The sequence below is a fragment of the Sphingomonas sanguinis genome, assembly GCF_019297835.1.
In the GTDB taxonomy this organism is placed as follows: Bacteria; Pseudomonadota; Alphaproteobacteria; order Sphingomonadales; family Sphingomonadaceae; genus Sphingomonas; species Sphingomonas sanguinis_D.
Genome location: NZ_CP079203.1, coordinates 3,410,867 through 3,428,921 on the forward strand (window position 1 = coordinate 3,410,867; position 18,055 = coordinate 3,428,921).

Below are 18,055 nucleotides of genomic sequence, written 5' to 3' on the forward strand. Positions count from 1 at the left end.
GAGGGTGGCATGGCATTTCCGTCCCGCGCTATGCGCTGCCTTGCCCTGCCGGTCCTGCTCGGGCTGGCGATCCCCGTCATCGGCCAGGTTCCCGGCCAGACCGACAATCGTTCGGTGCCGCAGGGGCTGCCGGTGCCCGCTGGTGTGGTCTCGGCGGCGGCCGACCCCTTGGCCCCGCTGCCACCGATCCCCGGCGTCGACCAGACGCCCTGGCTCTACAAGGGCTCGGACCTGCCGCAGGACAAGATGTGGAAGTTCGGGCGGCTGGCCAATGGCCTGCGCTTCGCGGTCCGCCGCAACGGCGTACCGCCCGGGCAGGTGGCGGTGCGGGTGCGGATCGATGCGGGCTCGCTGAACGAGCAGGCGTCGGAGCGCGGCTTCGCCCATCTGATCGAGCATCTGTCCTTCCGCGGATCGCAATATGTGCCGGACGGCGAGGCCAAGCGTATCTGGCAGCGGCTGGGCGCGACCTTCGGCTCGGACTCCAATGCGTCCACCACGCCGACCCAGACCGTCTATCAGCTCGACCTGCCCGGCGCGACCGAGGCGGGGCTGGACGAGAGTCTGAAGATCCTGAGCGGCATGATGGCCGCGCCCTCGCTGACCGCCCAGTCGCTCAACGCCGAGCGCCCGGTGGTGCTGGCCGAACGCCGCGAGCAGCCGGGGCCGCAGGTCCGCTATTCGGACAAGCTGCGCGAGACCTTCTTTGCGGGGCAGCCGCTGGCCGAACGTTCGCCGATCGGCCAGCTCAAGACGCTGGAGGCCGCAACGCCCGAGACGGTGAAGGCGTTCCACGACCGCTGGTATCGCCCCGAACGCGCGGTCGTCATCATCTCGGGCGACATGGATCCGGCGCTGCTCGCCAGACTCGTCACCAGGAATTTCGGGTCCTGGCAGGGCGTCGGCCCCAATCCGCCCGATCCCGATTTCGGCAAGCCGACCGCCGATGCGCCTGTCGCTGGCGCGCTGGTCGAGCCGTCCATGCCGCCGGTCGTCGCCATGGCGGTGCTGCGCCCGTGGCAGTATCAGGACGATACCGCGATCTTCAACCAGAAGCGGATGGTCGACATGGTCGCCGCCCGCCTGATCAGTCGCCGTCTGGAAAATCGGGCGCGCGCCGGGGGCAGCTTCTTGCAGGCCAGCGTCGCGCTCGACGATGTGTCGCGCTCGGCCAATCTCACCACGGTCAATGTCGTGCCGATCGGCGACAATTGGGAAGCCGCGCTGAAGGACGTGCGCGCGGTCGTCGCCGACGCGATGGCGACCCCGCCGACGCAGGGTGAGATCGACCGCGAACTTGCCGATTACGACGCGATCCTGCGCAACCAGGTCGAAACCGCACGGGTCGAGGCGGGGTCGAAACAGGCCGACGACATGGTCGGGGCTCTCGATATCCGCGAGACGGTGACGGCGCCCGAGACGAGCTATCAGATCCTGCGTCAGGCAATCGATAAGAAGATGTTCACGCCCGACACGGTGCTCGCCTCGACGCGCAAGATTTTCCAGGGCACCGCGACCCGCGCACTGGTCAACACCCGCACCGTGCAAGCCGATGCGGTCGCCAGGCTGACCGCCGCGCTGAAGGCCGATGTCCGCCCGCTCGCCGAACAGCGTCGCCGCCAGGGTACGGTGACCTTCGCTCAGCTCCCCAAGCTGGGTACCCCCGGCAAGGTCGTGTCACGCGAGAAGGTCTCCGATCTGGGGCTGGAGAAGGTGACCTTCGCCAATGGCACGCGGCTGCTGCTGTTCGCCAATGACGGCGAGACGGCTCGCGTCTATCTGCGCGTCCGGTTCGGGCGTGGCTATGATGCCTTGCCTGCGAACCGGGAAAGCCCGGCCTGGGCGGCCGACCTCGCGCTGGTCGCGGGGGGCATCGGCAAGTTCGACCAGGGCGATCTCGACCGGCTGACCGCCGGGCGGACCATGGGGCTGGACTTCGACGTCGATGACGATGCGTTCGCCTTCAACGCCCTGTCGTCGCCCGGCGATTATGCCGACAACCTTAAGCTGATGGCGGCCAAGCTGATCGCGCCGCGCTGGGACGCGGCACCGGTCAACCGGGCCAAGGCGGCGATGCTGGCGGGGTATGACGGGTTCGACTCGTCGCCCGACGGTGTGCTCGGCCATGATCTAGAGCGGTTGCTGCGCGACGGCGATCCGCGCTGGGGCACGCCGCCGCGCGACGCGGTGGCGGCGACCACGCCCCAGTCGTTCAAGGCGCTCTGGGCCCCGCTGCTCGCCTCCGGCCCGATCGAGGTGTCGGTGTTCGGCGACGTGAAGGCGGACGACGCGATCAAGGCGGTGGCTGACAGCTTCGGGGCGATCCCGGCGCGTAAAGGTGCGACCGGCCCGGTACCGCCGATCCGCTTTCCCGCGCATGTCGCCACGCCGGTCGTCCGCACGCATACCGGCCCGGCGGATCAGGCGGCGGCGGTGATCGCCTGGCCGACCGGCGGCGGCTCGGCCGACGATCGCATCCGCAACCGGCTGGAGGTGCTGGCGCAGGTCTTTGCCGACCGGCTGTTCGACCGGCTGCGGTCGCAGGCGGGGGCCAGCTACAGCCCACAGGTCGCCAGCCAATGGCCGATCGGCCTGCCCGGCGGCGGGCGGATGATCGCCATCGGTATGGTCGCCCCCGACAAGGTCGACTTCTTCCTGTCGACCGCGCGCGCGATCGCCGCCGATCTGGCCTCCAAGCCCATCGACGCCGACGAACTGCAACGGATCAAACGGCCCATGGCGCAGCGCCTCGCCCGCATGGCCTCGGGCAATCTGTTCTGGATGCAGCGGCTGGGCGGTGCGACCTATGACCCGCAGCGGATCGAGGCGACCAAGCGACTGGCGCAGGATTTCGTGTCGATCGGTCCGGCCGACCTGCAGACGGTCGCGGCGAAATATCTGCGCCCCGATACCGACTGGATGCTGAAGGTGGTGCCGCGCGCCAAATAATTTCCTCCCCTGCAAGGGGAGGGGGACCAGCGAAGCTGGTGGAGGGGTGTCCCCGCTGATGATGACACCCCTCCGTCAGTCCTGCGGACTGCCACCTCCCCTTGCAGGGGAGGAACTTGCCGGTGCGAGCATCGTTTTAGCCGCCAACCACCTTTGTGCGGCGCAATAATCGCGCTGCCCTTTCGCTTTGCTTGGCTTTCGGCTATGGCGCGCGGCGACATACCCTCCGAACAAGAGAAATTTGCATGAGCCTCCGCAACGTGGCGATCATCGCGCACGTCGACCATGGCAAGACGACCCTGGTTGATCAGCTGTTCCGCCAGTCGGGCACCTTCCGCGACAACCAGCGTGTCGAAGAGCGCGCGATGGACTCCAACGACCTGGAAAAGGAGCGCGGGATCACCATTCTCGCCAAGCCGACCTCGGTTGACTGGACTCCGCCGGGCAGCGACGAGTCGATCCGCATCAACATCGTCGACACCCCCGGCCACGCCGACTTTGGCGGCGAGGTGGAGCGCATCCTCTCGATGGTCGACGGCGTCGTCCTCCTGGTCGATTCGTCGGAAGGCGCGATGCCGCAGACGAAGTTCGTGACCGGCAAGGCGCTGGCGCTGGGCCTGAAGCCGATCGTCGTCGTCAACAAGGTCGACCGCGCCGACGCGCGTATCCAGGAAGTTCTGGACGAAGTGTTCGACCTGTTCGTCTCGCTCGACGCGAATGACGAACAGCTCGACTTCCCCGTCCTCTACGCCTCGGGCCGCAACGGCTATGCCTCGACCGACATGGACGCGCGCGAAGGCACGCTGATCCCGATGTTCGAGACGATCGTGAACCATGTCCCGGCCCCGAAGGTCGAGGTTGAGGACGTGCCCTTCACCTTCCTGGTGACGCTGCTCGACCGCGACAACTTCCTGGGCCGCATCCTGACCGGCCGCGTGAACTCGGGCACGGTCAAGCTGAACCAGGCGATCCACGCGCTCGACGCCGATGGCAATGTCATCGAAACCGGCCGCGCGTCGAAGATCCTGTCGTTCCGCGGCCTGGACCGCGTGCCGGTCGAGGAAGCCAAGGCGGGCGACATCATCTCGCTGGCAGGTCTGGCCGTCGCCACCGTCGCGAACACCATCGCCGACACCAGCGTCAGTGTGCCGCTCCAGGCGCAGCCGATCGATCCGCCGACGCTGTCGATGCGCTTCGCCGTCAACGACTCGCCGATGGCGGGCCGTGAGGGCTCGAAGGTCACCAGCCGCATGATCCGCGACCGCCTGATGCGCGAAGCGGAGTCGAACGTCGCGGTGAAGGTCACCGAGAGCGACGACCGTGACAGCTTCGAGGTTGCCGGTCGCGGCGAACTCCAGCTGGGCGTTCTGATCGAGACGATGCGCCGCGAAGGCTTCGAGCTGGGCATCAGCCGCCCGCGCGTGCTGTTCGGCGAGGACGAGGACGGCAAGAAGACCGAGCCGTACGAAACCGTCATCATCGACGTGGACGAGGAATATTCGGGCACGGTCGTCGAGAAGATGAACCTGCGCAAGGCCGAGATGACCGACATGCGGCCCTCGGGCGGCGGCAAGACCCGCATCACCTTCTCCGCGCCGTCGCGCGGCATGATCGGCTATCACGGCGAGTTCCTGTCGGACACGCGTGGCACCGGCATCATGAACCGCCTGTTCGAGAAGTACGGCCCCCACAAGGGCAAGATCGAAGGCCGCAAGAACGGCGTTCTGATCTCGAACGGCGCCGGCGAAGCACAGGGCTATGCCCTGGGTCCGCTCGAAGAGCGCGGCATCCTATTCGTCGGTCACGGCGAGGCGCTCTATGAGGGCATGATCATCGGCGAGAACGCCAAGACGGATGACCTTGAGGTCAACCCGATGAAGGCGAAGCAGCTGACCAACTTCCGCGCGTCGGGCGGCAAGGATGACGCCATCCGCCTGACCCCGCCGAAGAAGATGACGCTGGAGCAGGCGATCGCCTATATCGACGACGACGAGATGGTCGAAGTGACCCCGAAGTCGATCCGTCTGCGCAAGCGCTACCTCGACCCGAACGAGCGCAAGCGCGCGGCTCGGTCGAAGGCGGCGTAAGAGAGAAGGGGCCGGACGGAAACGTCCGGCCCTTTTTCGTTATTGCGGCCATCGCCATCGGCACACCGGATGCATCGCGAATCCGATCACAGATGACGGACAAGTTCGTTAGCGCGATAGGGTTTATCGCGATATTTGTGGTGCCATAGAAAAACAGGAGAGGTTTTATGGCGCTGGCAATCGAAATTGGTGTGACGTGGTTGGCGGCCTCGACCGTGCTGGGTTGCGTGCTCGGGCGGACGATCCTCTCGACCCGCTAATTATTTGCTGTTCCTCCCCTGCGAGGGGAGGAATGAATACCGGGGCCCTGGCTGGGTGGGCCAAGTTGCCTGTAATTGGGCACCCAATCCCCGTTCAGCCTGAGCGAAGTCGAAGGCCACGCTTGGACCTCCGCCACGATCCGACCTTGGATCGAGACGTTCTCCCTTGGCCTTCGACTTCGCTCAGGCTGAACGGAGGGGGCGCGGCGCGGTCAGCGACCGGCCCCGCCTGCGTCATGCCGCGTGCGACAGCATGTCCTGCTCTGCAGCCAGTGCCGCACCCAGATCGGCCCAGATGTCCCGCACATCCTCCAGCCCGACCGACAGTCGCACCAGATCGGGCATGATTCCATGCGCAATGAGCTGTTCGACCGGATAGGTGGAATGGGTCATGCTGGCGGGATGCTGGATCAACGTCTCGGCATCGCCCAGCGACACGGCGCGCTGGATCAGGGTCAGCCGGTTCATCACCCGCTTGCCCGCCTCGAACCCGCCACGCACCTGAAAGGCGATCATGCCGCCGGGAAGCGCCATCTGCCGTTGGGCGAGATCATGCTGGGGGAAGCTTTCCAGTCCCGGATAATGGACTGAATGCACCGCCGGATGCGCCTGGAGCCGTTCGGCGATCTCCTGGGCGGAGGTCGCATGACGCTGCACGCGCAATTCCAGCGTCTTCAGCCCACGCAGGATCAGCATGGCGTTGAACGGCGACAGCACCGCGCCGGTCATGTCCTTCAGGCCGAACAGCCGGATCTGCTGGATGTCCGCCGCCCGGCCCAGCACCATGCCGGCGACCAGATCGCCATGCCCGCCCAGATATTTGGTGGCCGAGTGGACGACGAAATCCGCGCCCAGCGCGATCGGGCGGGTGATGACGGGCGTGGCATAGGTGTTGTCGACCACGCTCCACGCACCGTGCGCCCTGGCGAGCGCGCAGACCGCCTGGATGTCGACCAGCCGCATGTTCGGATTGGCGGGCGTCTCGAAATAAACGAGCCTAGTGTCCGGTCCGAACGCCGCCTCGACCGCCGCGATGTCGGTCATGTCGACATGGGTGACGCGGATACCGAAGCGGCCCAGCCCATGCTGCATGAAGGCGAAGGTGCAGCCATAGAGCGTCATGTCGGTCAGGATCTCGTCGCCGGGGCGCAGCAGTGTCCACAGGGTCGCGGTGATCGCGCCCATGCCCGAGGCGGTTCCCAGTGCCGCCTCGGCGCCCTCCAGATGCGCGACGCGCCGCTCCAGCAGGTCGAGTGTCGGGTTGGAGATGCGGCTATAGACATGGCCCGGCTGTTCCCCGGAGAAGCGCGCCGCGCCGTCCTCCGCGCTTTCAAAGGCGAAGGTCGAGGTCAGATGAAGCGGCGGGGTCAGCGCACCTTCATGATCCTGGGGATCGTAACCGTGATGGATGGCGGCGGTCGCGAAACCGAAAGGGGCAGGGGGCGACATGGTGGACAGGCTTTCTCTCCGGGATGCCGCCTTTCTAGAGCCGATCCTCCACGCTGAAATTGCGTTCTTTGCCAATCATACGTGCTGAATTGGCAGAATCTGCTAAGATCGGGCATGGACACCAAGGATCGCCAGATCGTCCGCCTGCTCCAGCAGGACGGACGCCTCACCAATCAGGACCTGGCCGAACGGGTCGGCCTGTCGCCGTCACCCTGTCTGCGGCGGGTGCGCCTGCTCGAACAGGCGGGCGTGATCCAGGGCTATGGCGCGATCGTCGACCAGCAACGCTATGGCCTGCCGGTGACGGCCTTTATCCGGGTGCGGCTGGAGCGCCATGCGCGCGATCTGGTCCAGCAATTCGAGGAGGCGATCCGCCAGCTCGACGAGGTGATGGACTGTCACCTGCTGACCGGCGACGCCGACTATCTGTTGCGCGTCGTCGTCGCCGATCTGGAATCCTATGAGCGGTTCATCCGCCGCAAGATGCACGCGATCACCGGAATCGCCAGCCTGGACACGACCTTTGCCTATGGCGTGGTGAAGAGCAGCCGGACATTTCCGGCGGATTGAACCTTATGCGCCACCCCGGCGGAGGCCGGGGTCCAGTTGCGGCGCGAGGGGGAGCGCCTACTGCCTTCACCCCAACGGGATCCCGGCCTTCGCCGGGGTGGTGCATGGGGGGCTCCAACGAAAAACGCCCTCCTTCCGCTGGGGAAGGAGGGCGTCTTGTCAGCCGTCGCTGTGGCGATCAGGCGCCGAAGGTGCGCTGCCACCAGCCGCGGCGCGGGGTTTCCCCGGTTGCGCTTTCGGCATCGGCCGCTGCCGGTTCCTCGGCCGGAGCCGGCTCGGCTGCGGCGGGTGCTTCCTCGGCGACCGGTTCGGCGGCGCCCTTGGGGGCCGCCTTCTTGCGGACACGCTTGGGCTTGGCAGGGGCTTCCGCTTCGGCCTCGGCTACCGGCGCCGCTTCCTCGGCGGCAGGCTCGGCGGCGACCTTGGGGGCCGCCTTCTTGCGGACGCGCTTGGGCTTGGCCGGGGCTTCCGCCTCGACCTCGGCCACCGGCGCGACCGGCGCAGGGGCTTCCTCGACGACCGGCGTCTCGACCGCTTCGCTGGCGACCGGCGCGGCCTTGCGAGCACGGGGACGACGGCGGGTCTTGGGAGCCTCGCTCGCCTCGGCCTCGGCCACCGCGAGCGGGGTCGTCACCGGGGCGGCATCGCCTGCCTCGATCGGCTCGACGATCGGCAGCGGTGCGTCCGACGCATCGTCATCCGATGTGGTTTCGGTCGCGGCCTCGGCCGTGTCGTTCGCGGCACCCTCGCCACGGCGACCGCCACGGCGACCGCGACGCCCGCGACGGCGGCGTCCGCCTTCGCGCGGCTCGGCTTCGGTGGCTTCGACCGTCTCGGCGGTATCATCCTCGGCCGATTCCTCGGCGTCGGTTGCGTCCTGCTCGGCCCCGTCCTGCTCAGCGTCGGCGTGATCTTCGCCCTCGGCCTGCTCGGTGCCTTCGCCCTCGCCACGGTTGCGGCGACCACGACGGCGACGACGACGCTTGCGGCCATTGCCGTCGCCCTCGTCACGCGATTCGCGTGGGCGGGGCGCTTCGGTCGCTTCCTCCTCGACCTCGTCCTCTTCTTCCTCTTCGATCTCGTCGACCAGATCGTCCTCATCTTCCTCGACGGGGAGGAGCATGTCGATCTTGGGCGCATAGGCGGGCGGCGGGCCGGAGGCCTCGACCGTCATGCGCGCACCCTCTTCCTCGCGGTCGGGGATGATCTCGACGGTGACGCCGTAGCGATCCTCGATCTCGGCGATGTCGGCGCGCTTGCGGTTCAGCACATAGACGGCGGCTTCCTGGCTGGCGCGCAGCGTCAGGATCGAGCCGCGACCGCGCGCGGCCTCGTCCTCGATCAGGCGCAGCGCCGACAGGCCCGAGGACGAGGCGGTGCGGACCAGGCCGGTGCCCTCGCAATGCGGGCAGGGGCGGGTCGAGGCTTCGAGTACGCCGGTGCGCAGGCGCTGGCGGCTCATTTCCATCAGGCCGAAGGACGAGATGCGGCCGACCTGAATACGGGCGCGATCGTTCTTCAACGCCTCCTTCATCGCCTTCTCGACCTTCCGAACATTGGAGTTGTTGTCCATGTCGATGAAGTCGATGACGACGAGGCCCGCCATGTCGCGCAGACGCAGCTGGCGCGCGATTTCCTGCGCGGCTTCCAAATTGGTCGCGGTCGCGGTCTGCTCGATATTATGCTCGCGGGTCGAACGACCGGAGTTGATGTCGATCGAGACCAGCGCTTCGGTCGGGTTGATGACCAGATAGCCGCCCGACTTCAGCTGGACGACCGGATTGTACATCGCGGCCAGCTGGTCCTCGACATGCGCGCGCTGGAACAGCGGAACGGCGTCGGCATATTGCTTCACCCGACGGGCGTGCGCGGGCATCAGCAGGCGCATGAAGTCCTTCGCCTGGCGATAGCCTTCCTCGCCCTCGACGATCACTTCCTCGATCTCGCGATTGTAGATGTCGCGGATCGCGCGCTTGATCAGATCGCTGTCGCCATAGATCAGCGCGGGCGCCGACGAGTGCAGCGTCTTTTCGCGGATGCCGTCCCACAGGCGCGCGAGGTAATCGAAATCGCGCTTGATCTCGGTCTTGGTACGCTGAAGGCCCGCGGTGCGGACGATGCAGCCCATGGTCGAGGGCAGCGCCATGTCGGCCATGATGGTCTTCAGGCGCTTGCGGTCGGCCGCGTTCGAAATCTTCCGGCTGATGCCGCCGCCGTGCGACGTGTTGGGCATCAGTACGCAGTAACGACCGGCGAGCGACAGATAGGTGGTCAGCGCCGCACCCTTGTTGCCGCGCTCTTCCTTGACGATCTGGACCAGCAGCACCTGGCGGCGATGGATGACGTCCTGGATCTTGTAGCGGCGGCGCAGATTCTGGCGACGCTGGCGAAGCGCCTCGACCTGATCGTCGTTGACGGTCGACTTGCGGGCGCGCGGCGCGGCCTCACCGTCTTCATCATCATGATGGTCGTCGGCGTGATCGTCATGATCCTCGCCGTCATGATCCTCGTGATCCTCGGCGTCGAGTTCGGCACGCAGCGCGGCCTCTTCGGCGGCATGCTCGGCCTCTTCGCGCAGCAGGGCTTCGCGATCTTCCTTGGGGATCTGGTAATAATCGGGGTGGATTTCCGAAAAGGCCAGGAAGCCGTGACGGTTGCCGCCGTAATCGACGAACGCCGCCTGCAGCGACGGTTCGACCCGGGTCACCTTGGCGAGATAGATATTGCCCTTGAGCTGCTTGCGCTCGGCCGACTCGAAGTCGAATTCCTCGATCCGGTTACCCTTGACGACGGCCACGCGGGTTTCTTCCCGGTGGCGTGCGTCGATCAGCATACGCGTGGTCATTATGAAGTCTCCACGCGCGCGCCGGGCTCGGTGGCAGCCGTCGCGCGCGGTAAATAAGGTGGGCGGCGGCGCGGGGCGCCGGTCCGCTGGAAAAAACGGAAAGCGTGCCGCTCTCAGCCGCAGCATCGGCAACGGGGCCGGTGCGGACCCACGACACCGCGATCCCACCGGCAAAGGCCGGTCGGTCAGCGGGGTGGATCATATGCGTCATGCGAGCGTCAACCTGGTTGGTCCGGGCGCGAAATCCTCGCAGTCCCAGCCCTTTTAGAGATGGCCCCGTCCCGATCGTGGGAGAGGTGATCGAGGCCGGGGTCCGCAGGAGTGCTAGCATCATCGGAACGTTTGCGCAACAGGCGGGAATCTGCCGATCGAGCGGCCAAAACATGCCGAATTTCCGGTTAACCAATGGCCGAAAGCCTGGAGACAGGCACGTTTCGCTATCCCGGCGTTTCGATCCCCGGATCGTGGAAAAGGGTATGCGGTAATGGCTTTTCGCTGGACCAGCGACGCACGGGCACGGCATGGTCGCCGGGTCGTGCTGATGCTGTTCACATTCCTGATCGGGCTGTTCGCGCCGATGAGCGCGATGGCCGCGACGGTGCAGAAAGTGGTGGTGCGCGGCGCGCGCCTCATCATCCGGTTCGATACGCCCGTGAAACGCGCGCGCAGCGTCATGCTGACCGAACAGCGCCGGGTTGCGATCGACGTGACCGGCGCGTCGCCCGGCCCCGCCACGATCGACGACGGTGTGGTACGCGGGCTGACCCAGACCCGCATCAAGCCCGGCGTCACCCGGCTGAGCTTCGCGCTGGCGCAGGATGCGACGATCTTCGACGGCGGCTTCGACGATGACGGCCGGACGCTGTCGCTGACCCTCAAGCCCGTGACCGGCGGCTATACCCAGACGAGTTTCGCGGGCGCGCTCGACTTCTTCCCGTTCCATTTCCAGCGCAAGCCCGCCTACACGCTGACCGTGCCGGTCCCCGCTACGTCACGCTCGCTGCCGCTGCCCCGCGTGAAGGGCGCGGACAACCGTCCGCTGGTGGTCATCGATGCGGGACATGGCGGGGTCGATCCCGGAGCGATCAACCCGCAGACGGGCCTGCGCGAAAAGGACGTGACGCTGGCCATCGCGAAGGAGATTCGCGACACGCTGGTCGCCAGCGGCCGGGTGCGCGCCGCGCTGACCCGCGAGGACGACCGCTATATCCTCCACCGCGAGCGCTACGGCATCGCGCGGCGGCTGCACGCCGACCTGTTCATCTCGATCCATTGCGACAGCGCCGGGGCGGGGGAAGCACGCGGGGCGACCGCCTATACCCTGTCCGACGTGGCCTCCGACAAGGAAGCGGCACGGCTGGCCGCGCGCGAGAACAAGGCGGACGTGATCGCGGGCGTCGACCTGGGCGGGAACAGCGACGTCTCCTCGATTCTGATCGACCTGACCCAGCGCGAGACGATGAACGCCTCGGCCAGCTTCGCGAGACTTCTGGGCCGCGAGGCGCAGCCGCTGATACCGGTCAAGCCGACCTTCCACCGCATGGCCTCGCTGATGGTGCTGAAGGCGCCCGACATGCCGTCCATCCTGTTCGAGACGGGCTATATCTCGAACATGCAGGATGCTGCGTTCCTCGACAGCGAGTCGGGCCGCGAACGGATCGCCAAGGCGGTGCTGCAAGCGGTCGAGGTCCACTTCGCGCGGCGGATGGCGTCGCGGTAGGGGAGGGTGTTTCCCGTTTCCCCGTCGAAGTCGGCCGTTTCGGGAATGGGGAAGCGGGAACAGATTTCGGGAAAAGTGACGCCCACGGGCTTCCGTCAGCTCGATCGACGTGGCTGGATTCCCGTCATCCGTTCCCAATCGGGAAGGTTCGTCTAGGGATTGCCGCAGACCGGCCCGGCGTTAATCTCGCCTGCATGGAGGGCCACGGGTATGATCGACCACATCTTCATGCTCATAGATCCCGAGGGGCCTGAGATCGGCCAGATGGAGAGGCTGGGCCTAACCGAAACCTATCGGCGCACCCATCCAGGCCAAGGTACGCGCAATGTTTGCTACTGCTTCGACAACATGTTTCTCGAACTCTTGTGGGTCGATGAACCAGATACCGCTCGAAGCCCGGCTATCAAGAGAACGGGGCTGTACGAGCGATCCTCATGGCGAAGCCGTGAGGTCTGTCCCTTTGGAATTGCGTGGCGCGGAACGTTGAGTGGGGCTGAGACACCGATATCAACATGGGCGTTCGCGCCGCCCTACCTTCCCGATGGGATGACAATCGCGGTCGCGGACGATGGCGATGATGTCCGGCAGCCTATGATGTTCCGATCGCCCGGTTCGACACCGCCAAGTGATTGGCCGCTCGAGAAGCGGGGTGAGCTTCAACATGGTTCGGGACTGGGGGCGGTGCAGGAAATTGTTCTAACGCTACCGGCATGGGCCTCTCCCAGCGAAACGCTTAAGACCATTGCCGCCAACTGTCAGCCTCGGCTCACATTGACGCAGGGGAACGCCTGGCACTTGGTTATGCGGATAGCAGGCCTAGAAGGCCGATCGGACCTTGTTATCGCCGTTCCCGACTGACCGCGCGGCTTTCCCGATACTCGATCCAGACTGTGCGGAAACTCGCTGTTGGCTGATGCCACGCTTGGGATCCGCTGAATGAACGTCAGGATGTTGGCTGATTTTTATGGGTGGCACAGTGTCGCCGGAAGGGCGGCCATCGGCTGCGGGCGACGGCCGGGGAGCGTTTGAACGTCGGATCAGGTTTGCAAGGCCCGGATCAATCCCTGTACGCCGACTAGGTTTATCGCCCGTCTCAGGTTATAGGCAAACGCCGTCAGACTGAATTCGGCCCGCACCTTGTCGAGACCGCGCATCAGGAAAGTGCCCTGGTTCATCCATTGCTTGATCGAACCGAAAGGGTGCTCGACCGTCTCGCGCCGGATGTCGAGAATGTCGGGCCGGGCGGCGAGGCGTATCGCCATGCGATCGAGCACCGCCTCGCCTTCCCACCGCGTGATGCGACGGAAGTTTCCACGGGCGCACTGCGCCTTGAGTTCGCATCCGTCACAAGCGCGCGGGTTTGAATACTGCACGATGATGTGACCGCCCTGAAGCCATCGGTACCGTGTATCAAGGCGCTGGTCGCCGGGGCAGTGGTAGCAATCCGCGGCTTCATCATAGCGGAACCGCTCCTTGGGAAAGCGCCCGTCGCCAACGGCCGTGCCGCGCTGGGGGCGGGCGACATAGGGCGTGATGCCGGCTCGCTCGCACGCGGCGATGTCCTCGCCCATGTAATACCCCATGTCGGCGACCACATCGATCCGGTCGACGTCGAGAAGGTCCTTCGCCGCGCCGGCTGTCTCAGCCAGGAAACCCAGATCGCTGCCCGCGTTGGTGACATGCTGTTCGACGATCAGCTTGTGCTTTGCATCGACCGCGACCTGCGCGTTGTAGCCGACGCCGACCTTGGGATGCGCCGCCATCGCGCGAGCGTCCGGGTCGGTGAGCGAAATCTGGCTCTCGCCGCTGGCCTTCAGCTGTTCCAGCAGCGCCTGGTTGACCTGACGCTGTTCGCGCACCTTCACGATCTTCGCCGCCAGTGCATCGCTCCGTCTGGTTGTGCCTGCCTCCTCGCCGCGGTCGGCATCATCGAGCTGTGCGAGATACTTCTCGAGCCGCTCGTCAGCGGACCTGATATACTTGTCTAGCTTGGCCTTCGTGAAGTTGCGCGTCCGGCTGTTCACCGCCTTCAGCCGCGTGCCATCCACCGCCAGCAGCTCGCGCCCGAACAGGTCGAGCTTGCGACATAGCACCACGAACGCGCGGAACACCGCCTTGAACGCGGAGCGGTTGTCACGGCGGAAGTCGGCGATGGTCTTGAAGTCGGGCCGCAGCCCGCGCAGCAGCCAGATCAGCTCGAGATTGCGTGTCGCCTCGGCTTCCAGGCGCCGGCTCGACCGCGTTCGGTTGAGATAGCCGTACAGGTACAGCTTCAGCATGTCGCCCGGGTGATAGCCCGGCCGTCCGGTGGCCTTCGGCTGCGAACGATGGAAACCGGCCTCGCCGAGATCAAGATCGTCGACGAAGGCATCGATGAAGCGCACTGGGTTGTCTGCCGATACGTAATCCTCAACCGATGCCGGCAGCAGCAGCGCCTGGTCGCGCGCGTGACCCTCGATATACGCCATGCCCAAAGCATACGCCGACCCGCGGCCCGGCGGAATCGCAGACGCAACTTTTCACACGCTCTGGATCGTTTTTCGGTAAAGGTTGTCGCCCCCGAATGGCAACTTGTCTGGTCCCCCACGTCCGATCTGCGTAAAGGCAACCGGATGATCCGCGTCTGTGCCCTGTATCGTTTCGCCTCTTTCCCCGACCCCGCCGCCTTGCGCGAACCCCTGCTCGCCGTCGCCGAGGCGAACGGGATCCGTGGCACGCTGCTGCTCGCGAGCGAGGGGATTAACGGCACGGTGGCGGGCAGCACGCAAGCAATCGAGGCGCTGCTCGCGCATATCCGCACGCTGCCGGGGTGTGCCGATGTCGACTATAAGGACTCGACCACCGAAACGATGCCGTTCCACCGGATGAAGGTGCGGCTGAAGCGCGAGATCGTGTCGATGGGCGTCGAGGGCATCGACCCGACGCGTGAGGTCGGCACCTATGTAGCGGGAGAGGAATGGAATGCGCTGATCGCCGACCCGGACACCCTCCTGATCGACACGCGCAACGATTACGAGGTCGCGATCGGTACGTTCCACGGCGCGGTCGATCCGGGGACCAAAAGCTTTCGGGATTTCCCCGACTGGTTCCGCGAGAATCGTGACGAACTGATGGCGGGCAAGTCGAAGGTCGCGATGTTCTGCACCGGCGGCATACGCTGCGAAAAGGCGACCGCGTTCCTGAAGGCGGAAGGGGTGGCGGATGTCTTCCACCTCGACGGCGGCATCTTGAAATATCTGGAGACGATGCCCGAGGAACGGAGCCGCTGGAACGGCGAATGCTTCGTCTTCGATGCGCGCGTCGCGGTCGGGCATGGGCTGGCGCAAGGATCGCACGGCTTGTGCCATGGCTGCCGTATGCCGGTCAGCCCGGAGGATCGCGCCTCGCCGCTCTATATCGAGGGGGTGAGCTGTCCCGCCTGTCACGGCACGCGCGACGCGGAGCGGCTGGCCGCCTATGCCGAACGGCACCGGCAGGAGCAGCTGGCGGCGGCGCGCGGGCAGGCGCATGTCGGGGCGCGCTATGTCTCCGATGAGGATGCGCGCGACGAACCGGCGCATCCCTGACGCGCAAACCGTCGCGGGCGGGTGGCAAGCCGGGGCGAACCTGCTACACGAAGCCCCGCAAAGCCATGGCCGTCGAAACCTTTTCCCCTTCCGAACCCGCCGAACCGCCGCGTCGCCCGCTCTGGCGCCGCTGGTGGGTGCGGCTGCTTGCCGTCCTGGCGCTGCTCGCGGCGATCGGCGGCGGCGTGGTCTGGTTCCTGTTTATCCGCGACCTGCCTTCCGTCGATGCGCTCAAGGCCTATGAGCCGCCTTTGCCCACCCATGTCCGCGGCATCGACGGCACTCCGATCCAGTCCTATGCGCGCGAGCGCCGGGTCGAGCTGTCGTTCAACGAATATCCTCCGCTGCTCGTCCGCGCCTTTCTGGCCGCCGAGGACAAGAGCTTCTTCGAGCATGGCGGCGTCGACTATCCGGGGCTGGCGGGCGCGGTGCTGGACTATGCCAAGAAATGGGGCACCGGGCGGCGCGCGCGCGGCGGCTCGACCATCACCCAGCAGGTTGCCAAGAACCTGCTGATCGGCGATGCCTATTCGCCGACCCGCAAGATCAAGGAGGCGATCCTCGCCTATAAGATTGAGGATACGCTGACCAAGCCGCAGATCCTGGAGCTGTATCTCAACCAGATCGCGCTCGGCCGGAACGCCTTTGGCGTCGAGGCGGCGGCCCATGCCTATTTCGACAAGGAACTGGACGAGCTGACACTGGGGCAGATGGCCTATCTGGCGCTGCTGCCCAAGGGACCGGCCAATTACGATCCCGTCCGTCATCCCGACCGCGCGCTGGAACGCCGCGCCTATGTGCTGCGCGAGATGCTGTCGAACAATTTCATCACCCGTGCGCAATATGACGGGGCGATGGCCGAGCCGCTGGGCACCGTGCTGCGCCGCACGCCGAAGTATGCGCAGGTCGGCGGCTATTTCGTCGAGGAGGTCCGCCGCCAGCTGATCAAGCGTTATGGCGAAAAGGCGGAGAGCGGACCGAACAGCGTTTATGACGGGGGCCTCTGGGTGCGGACCTCGCTGGATACCCGGCTTCAGGATCTGGCGGCGGAAGCGCTGCGCGACGGCCTGATCCGGTTCGAGGGCGGGCGCGGCTGGTCCGGGCCGATCCGGCATGAGGATATCGAGGACGGCAACTGGCAGCAGGTGCTGCTGAACACCAATATCGGCCTCGACTATCGCGACTGGCGCGCCGGGATCGTCACCGCCAAGGACAGCGGCGAGGCGACGATCGGCTTCGCCAATGGCCGCACCGGCATGCTGCCCCGCAGCTTTGCGCAGATGCCGCGCCGGGGCACGGCGGCGACCGCGTTCAACGCGCTCAAGGTCGGCGACATCATCGCCGTGTCGCCCGCGGGCGAGCAGTTCCAGCTGCGCTCCATCCCGCGCATCTCGGGCGGCTTCGTCGTCGAGGAACCCGCGACCGGCCGTGTGCTCGCGATGCAGGGCGGCTTCGACGCCCGGCTCCAGGCGTTCAACCGCGCCACCCAGGCCGAGCGTCAGCCGGGCTCGACGATCAAGCCCATCGTCTATTCCGCCGCGCTGAACAACGGCATGACGCCCGCCTCAATCATCGTCGACGGTCCGTTCTGCGTCGATCAGGGGGCCGGTCTGGGGACGAAGTGTTTCCGCAACTTCGGCAATTCGGCAGGCGCCGGGCCGCACACGATGCGCTGGGGCATCGAGCAGTCGCGCAACCTGATGACGGTGCGGACCGCCTCGACCGTCGGCATGAAGAATGTCGTGGCGACGATCAAGCAGATGGGGATCGGCGATTTCCCGCCCTATCTCGCCTATGCGCTGGGCGCGGGCGAGACGACGGTGGGGCAGATGGTCAACGCCTATGCGATCCTCGCCAATAATGGGCGCGGCGGCGATCCCTCGCTGATCGACTTTGTGCAGGACCGGCATGGCAAGGTGATCTGGCCGGAGAATTGGCACGCCTGCGATCGCTGCAACGCCGCCGATTATGACGGCAAGCCGATGCCGCGCCCGGTCTCGCATCAGCGGCAGGTGCTCGACGCGATGACCGCCTATCAGATGGTCCACATCACCGAGGGTGTGATCCAGCGCGGCACGGCCACCGGGCTGCGCGACCTGAACCGCCCGATGTTCGGCAAGACCGGCACCAATAACGGCCCGACCGATGTCTGGTTCGTCGGCGGCACGCCGCAATTCGTCGGTGGCCTCTATATCGGCTATGACACGCCGCGCTCGCTGGGCGGCTATGCGCAGGGCGGGACCATCGCGGTGCCGATCTTCCGCCAGTTCGCTGAAAAGGCCTATGAGGGGCTCGAGAAGCTGCCCTTCCGCGCGGCGCCCGGCATTCGCATGGTCCGCATCGACCGCGCGAGCGGGCGGCCGGTCTATGGCACCTTCCCGACCGGCGACGATCCCAAGCCCGCCGTGATCTGGGAAGCGTTCAAGCCGGAGAGCGAGCCGCGCCGCCGCGCGCGCCGTGCCGCTGCCGCCGAGGCGCCCGCGACGCCGACCGGCCCGACCAGGCCCGCGCCCCCGCGCGACAGCGATTTCTTGCAAAGAGAAGGCGGAATCTACTAGCCCGCTTCCCATATTCGTTTTGCCGTCCCCGTTCGGGCGGCCGTACGACCG

The 18,055-nt window shown here is 66.2% G+C and carries 10 protein-coding genes; 7 read left to right on the forward strand and 3 right to left on the reverse strand.

All coding sequences use genetic code 11. The annotated features are described in order from the left end of the window. Positions 1-9: 9 nt before the first annotated feature. Both KV697_RS15990 and typA read left to right on the forward strand, forming a co-directional pair. Positions 10-2,949: a M16 family metallopeptidase gene (locus KV697_RS15990; protein ID WP_257575374.1), complete on the forward strand. Its 2,940-nt coding sequence runs from the start codon at positions 10-12 to the stop codon at positions 2,947-2,949. 245 nt (positions 2,950-3,194) lie between these two features. Then, complete coding sequence (gene typA / locus KV697_RS15995) at positions 3,195-5,036, forward strand: translational GTPase TypA (RefSeq protein WP_219019033.1); 1,842 nt, start codon at positions 3,195-3,197, stop codon at positions 5,034-5,036. A 494-nt stretch (positions 5,037-5,530) separates the two neighbouring features. Here typA and KV697_RS16000 read toward each other — a convergent pair whose 3' ends face one another. After that, positions 5,531-6,745: a methionine gamma-lyase gene (locus KV697_RS16000; RefSeq protein WP_219019034.1), complete on the reverse strand. Its 1,215-nt coding sequence runs from the start codon at positions 6,743-6,745 to the stop codon at positions 5,531-5,533. Between the two features lie 114 nt (positions 6,746-6,859). On the opposite strand from KV697_RS16000, the gene KV697_RS16005 reads away from it, so the two are divergent. Continuing rightward, positions 6,860-7,315 carry an Lrp/AsnC family transcriptional regulator gene (locus KV697_RS16005; RefSeq protein ID WP_219019035.1) on the forward strand — a complete coding sequence of 152 codons (456 nt, stop codon included), beginning with the start codon at positions 6,860-6,862 and terminating at the stop codon, positions 7,313-7,315. Positions 7,316-7,493: 178 nt separating this feature from the next. Here KV697_RS16005 and KV697_RS16010 read toward each other — a convergent pair whose 3' ends face one another. Beyond that, positions 7,494-10,160: an Rne/Rng family ribonuclease gene (locus KV697_RS16010; protein WP_257575375.1), complete on the reverse strand. Its 2,667-nt coding sequence runs from the start codon at positions 10,158-10,160 to the stop codon at positions 7,494-7,496. 484 nt (positions 10,161-10,644) lie between these two features. Between KV697_RS16010 and KV697_RS16015 the strand changes: the two genes are divergently transcribed. Beyond that, a complete protein-coding gene (locus tag KV697_RS16015; protein ID WP_219019036.1) occupies positions 10,645-11,880 on the forward strand; it encodes an N-acetylmuramoyl-L-alanine amidase family protein in 1,236 nt (411 codons plus the stop codon). 210 nt (positions 11,881-12,090) lie between these two features. Then, positions 12,091-12,738: a VOC family protein gene (locus KV697_RS16020; RefSeq protein WP_219019037.1), complete on the forward strand. Its 648-nt coding sequence runs from the start codon at positions 12,091-12,093 to the stop codon at positions 12,736-12,738. Positions 12,739-12,917: 179 nt separating this feature from the next. Here KV697_RS16020 and KV697_RS16025 read toward each other — a convergent pair whose 3' ends face one another. Continuing rightward, positions 12,918-14,348, reverse strand: a complete 1,431-nt coding sequence (locus KV697_RS16025; protein WP_219018345.1) for an IS1182 family transposase — start codon at positions 14,346-14,348, stop codon at positions 12,918-12,920. Between the two features lie 144 nt (positions 14,349-14,492). On the opposite strand from KV697_RS16025, the gene trhO reads away from it, so the two are divergent. Then, on the forward strand, positions 14,493-15,446 hold the full coding sequence (trhO, locus tag KV697_RS16030; protein WP_219019038.1) for an oxygen-dependent tRNA uridine(34) hydroxylase TrhO: 954 nt from the start codon (positions 14,493-14,495) through the stop codon (positions 15,444-15,446). Between the two features lie 65 nt (positions 15,447-15,511). After that, positions 15,512-18,004, forward strand: a complete 2,493-nt coding sequence (locus KV697_RS16035; protein ID WP_257575376.1) for a penicillin-binding protein 1A — start codon at positions 15,512-15,514, stop codon at positions 18,002-18,004. Positions 18,005-18,055: the final 51 nt, after the last annotated feature.

Excerpts from the sequence above, each read along its gene's own strand:
- KV697_RS16020 (WP_219019037.1), top strand. The coding sequence starts at position 12,091 with ATGATCGACCACATCTTCATGCTCATAGATCCCGAGGGGCCTGAGATC.
- KV697_RS15990 (WP_257575374.1), top strand. The coding sequence starts at position 10 with ATGGCATTTCCGTCCCGCGCTATGCGCTGCCTTGCCCTGCCGGTCCTG.
- KV697_RS16005 (WP_219019035.1), top strand. The coding sequence starts at position 6,860 with ATGGACACCAAGGATCGCCAGATCGTCCGCCTGCTCCAGCAGGACGGA.
- KV697_RS16035 (WP_257575376.1), top strand. The coding sequence starts at position 15,512 with ATGGCCGTCGAAACCTTTTCCCCTTCCGAACCCGCCGAACCGCCGCGT.
- trhO (WP_219019038.1), top strand. The coding sequence starts at position 14,493 with ATGATCCGCGTCTGTGCCCTGTATCGTTTCGCCTCTTTCCCCGACCCC.
- typA (WP_219019033.1), top strand. The coding sequence starts at position 3,195 with ATGAGCCTCCGCAACGTGGCGATCATCGCGCACGTCGACCATGGCAAG.
- KV697_RS16015 (WP_219019036.1), top strand. The coding sequence starts at position 10,645 with ATGGCTTTTCGCTGGACCAGCGACGCACGGGCACGGCATGGTCGCCGG.
- KV697_RS16000 (WP_219019034.1), bottom strand. The coding sequence starts at position 6,745 with ATGTCGCCCCCTGCCCCTTTCGGTTTCGCGACCGCCGCCATCCATCAC.
- KV697_RS16010 (WP_257575375.1), bottom strand. The coding sequence starts at position 10,160 with ATGACCACGCGTATGCTGATCGACGCACGCCACCGGGAAGAAACCCGC.
- KV697_RS16025 (WP_219018345.1), bottom strand. The coding sequence starts at position 14,348 with ATGGCGTATATCGAGGGTCACGCGCGCGACCAGGCGCTGCTGCTGCCG.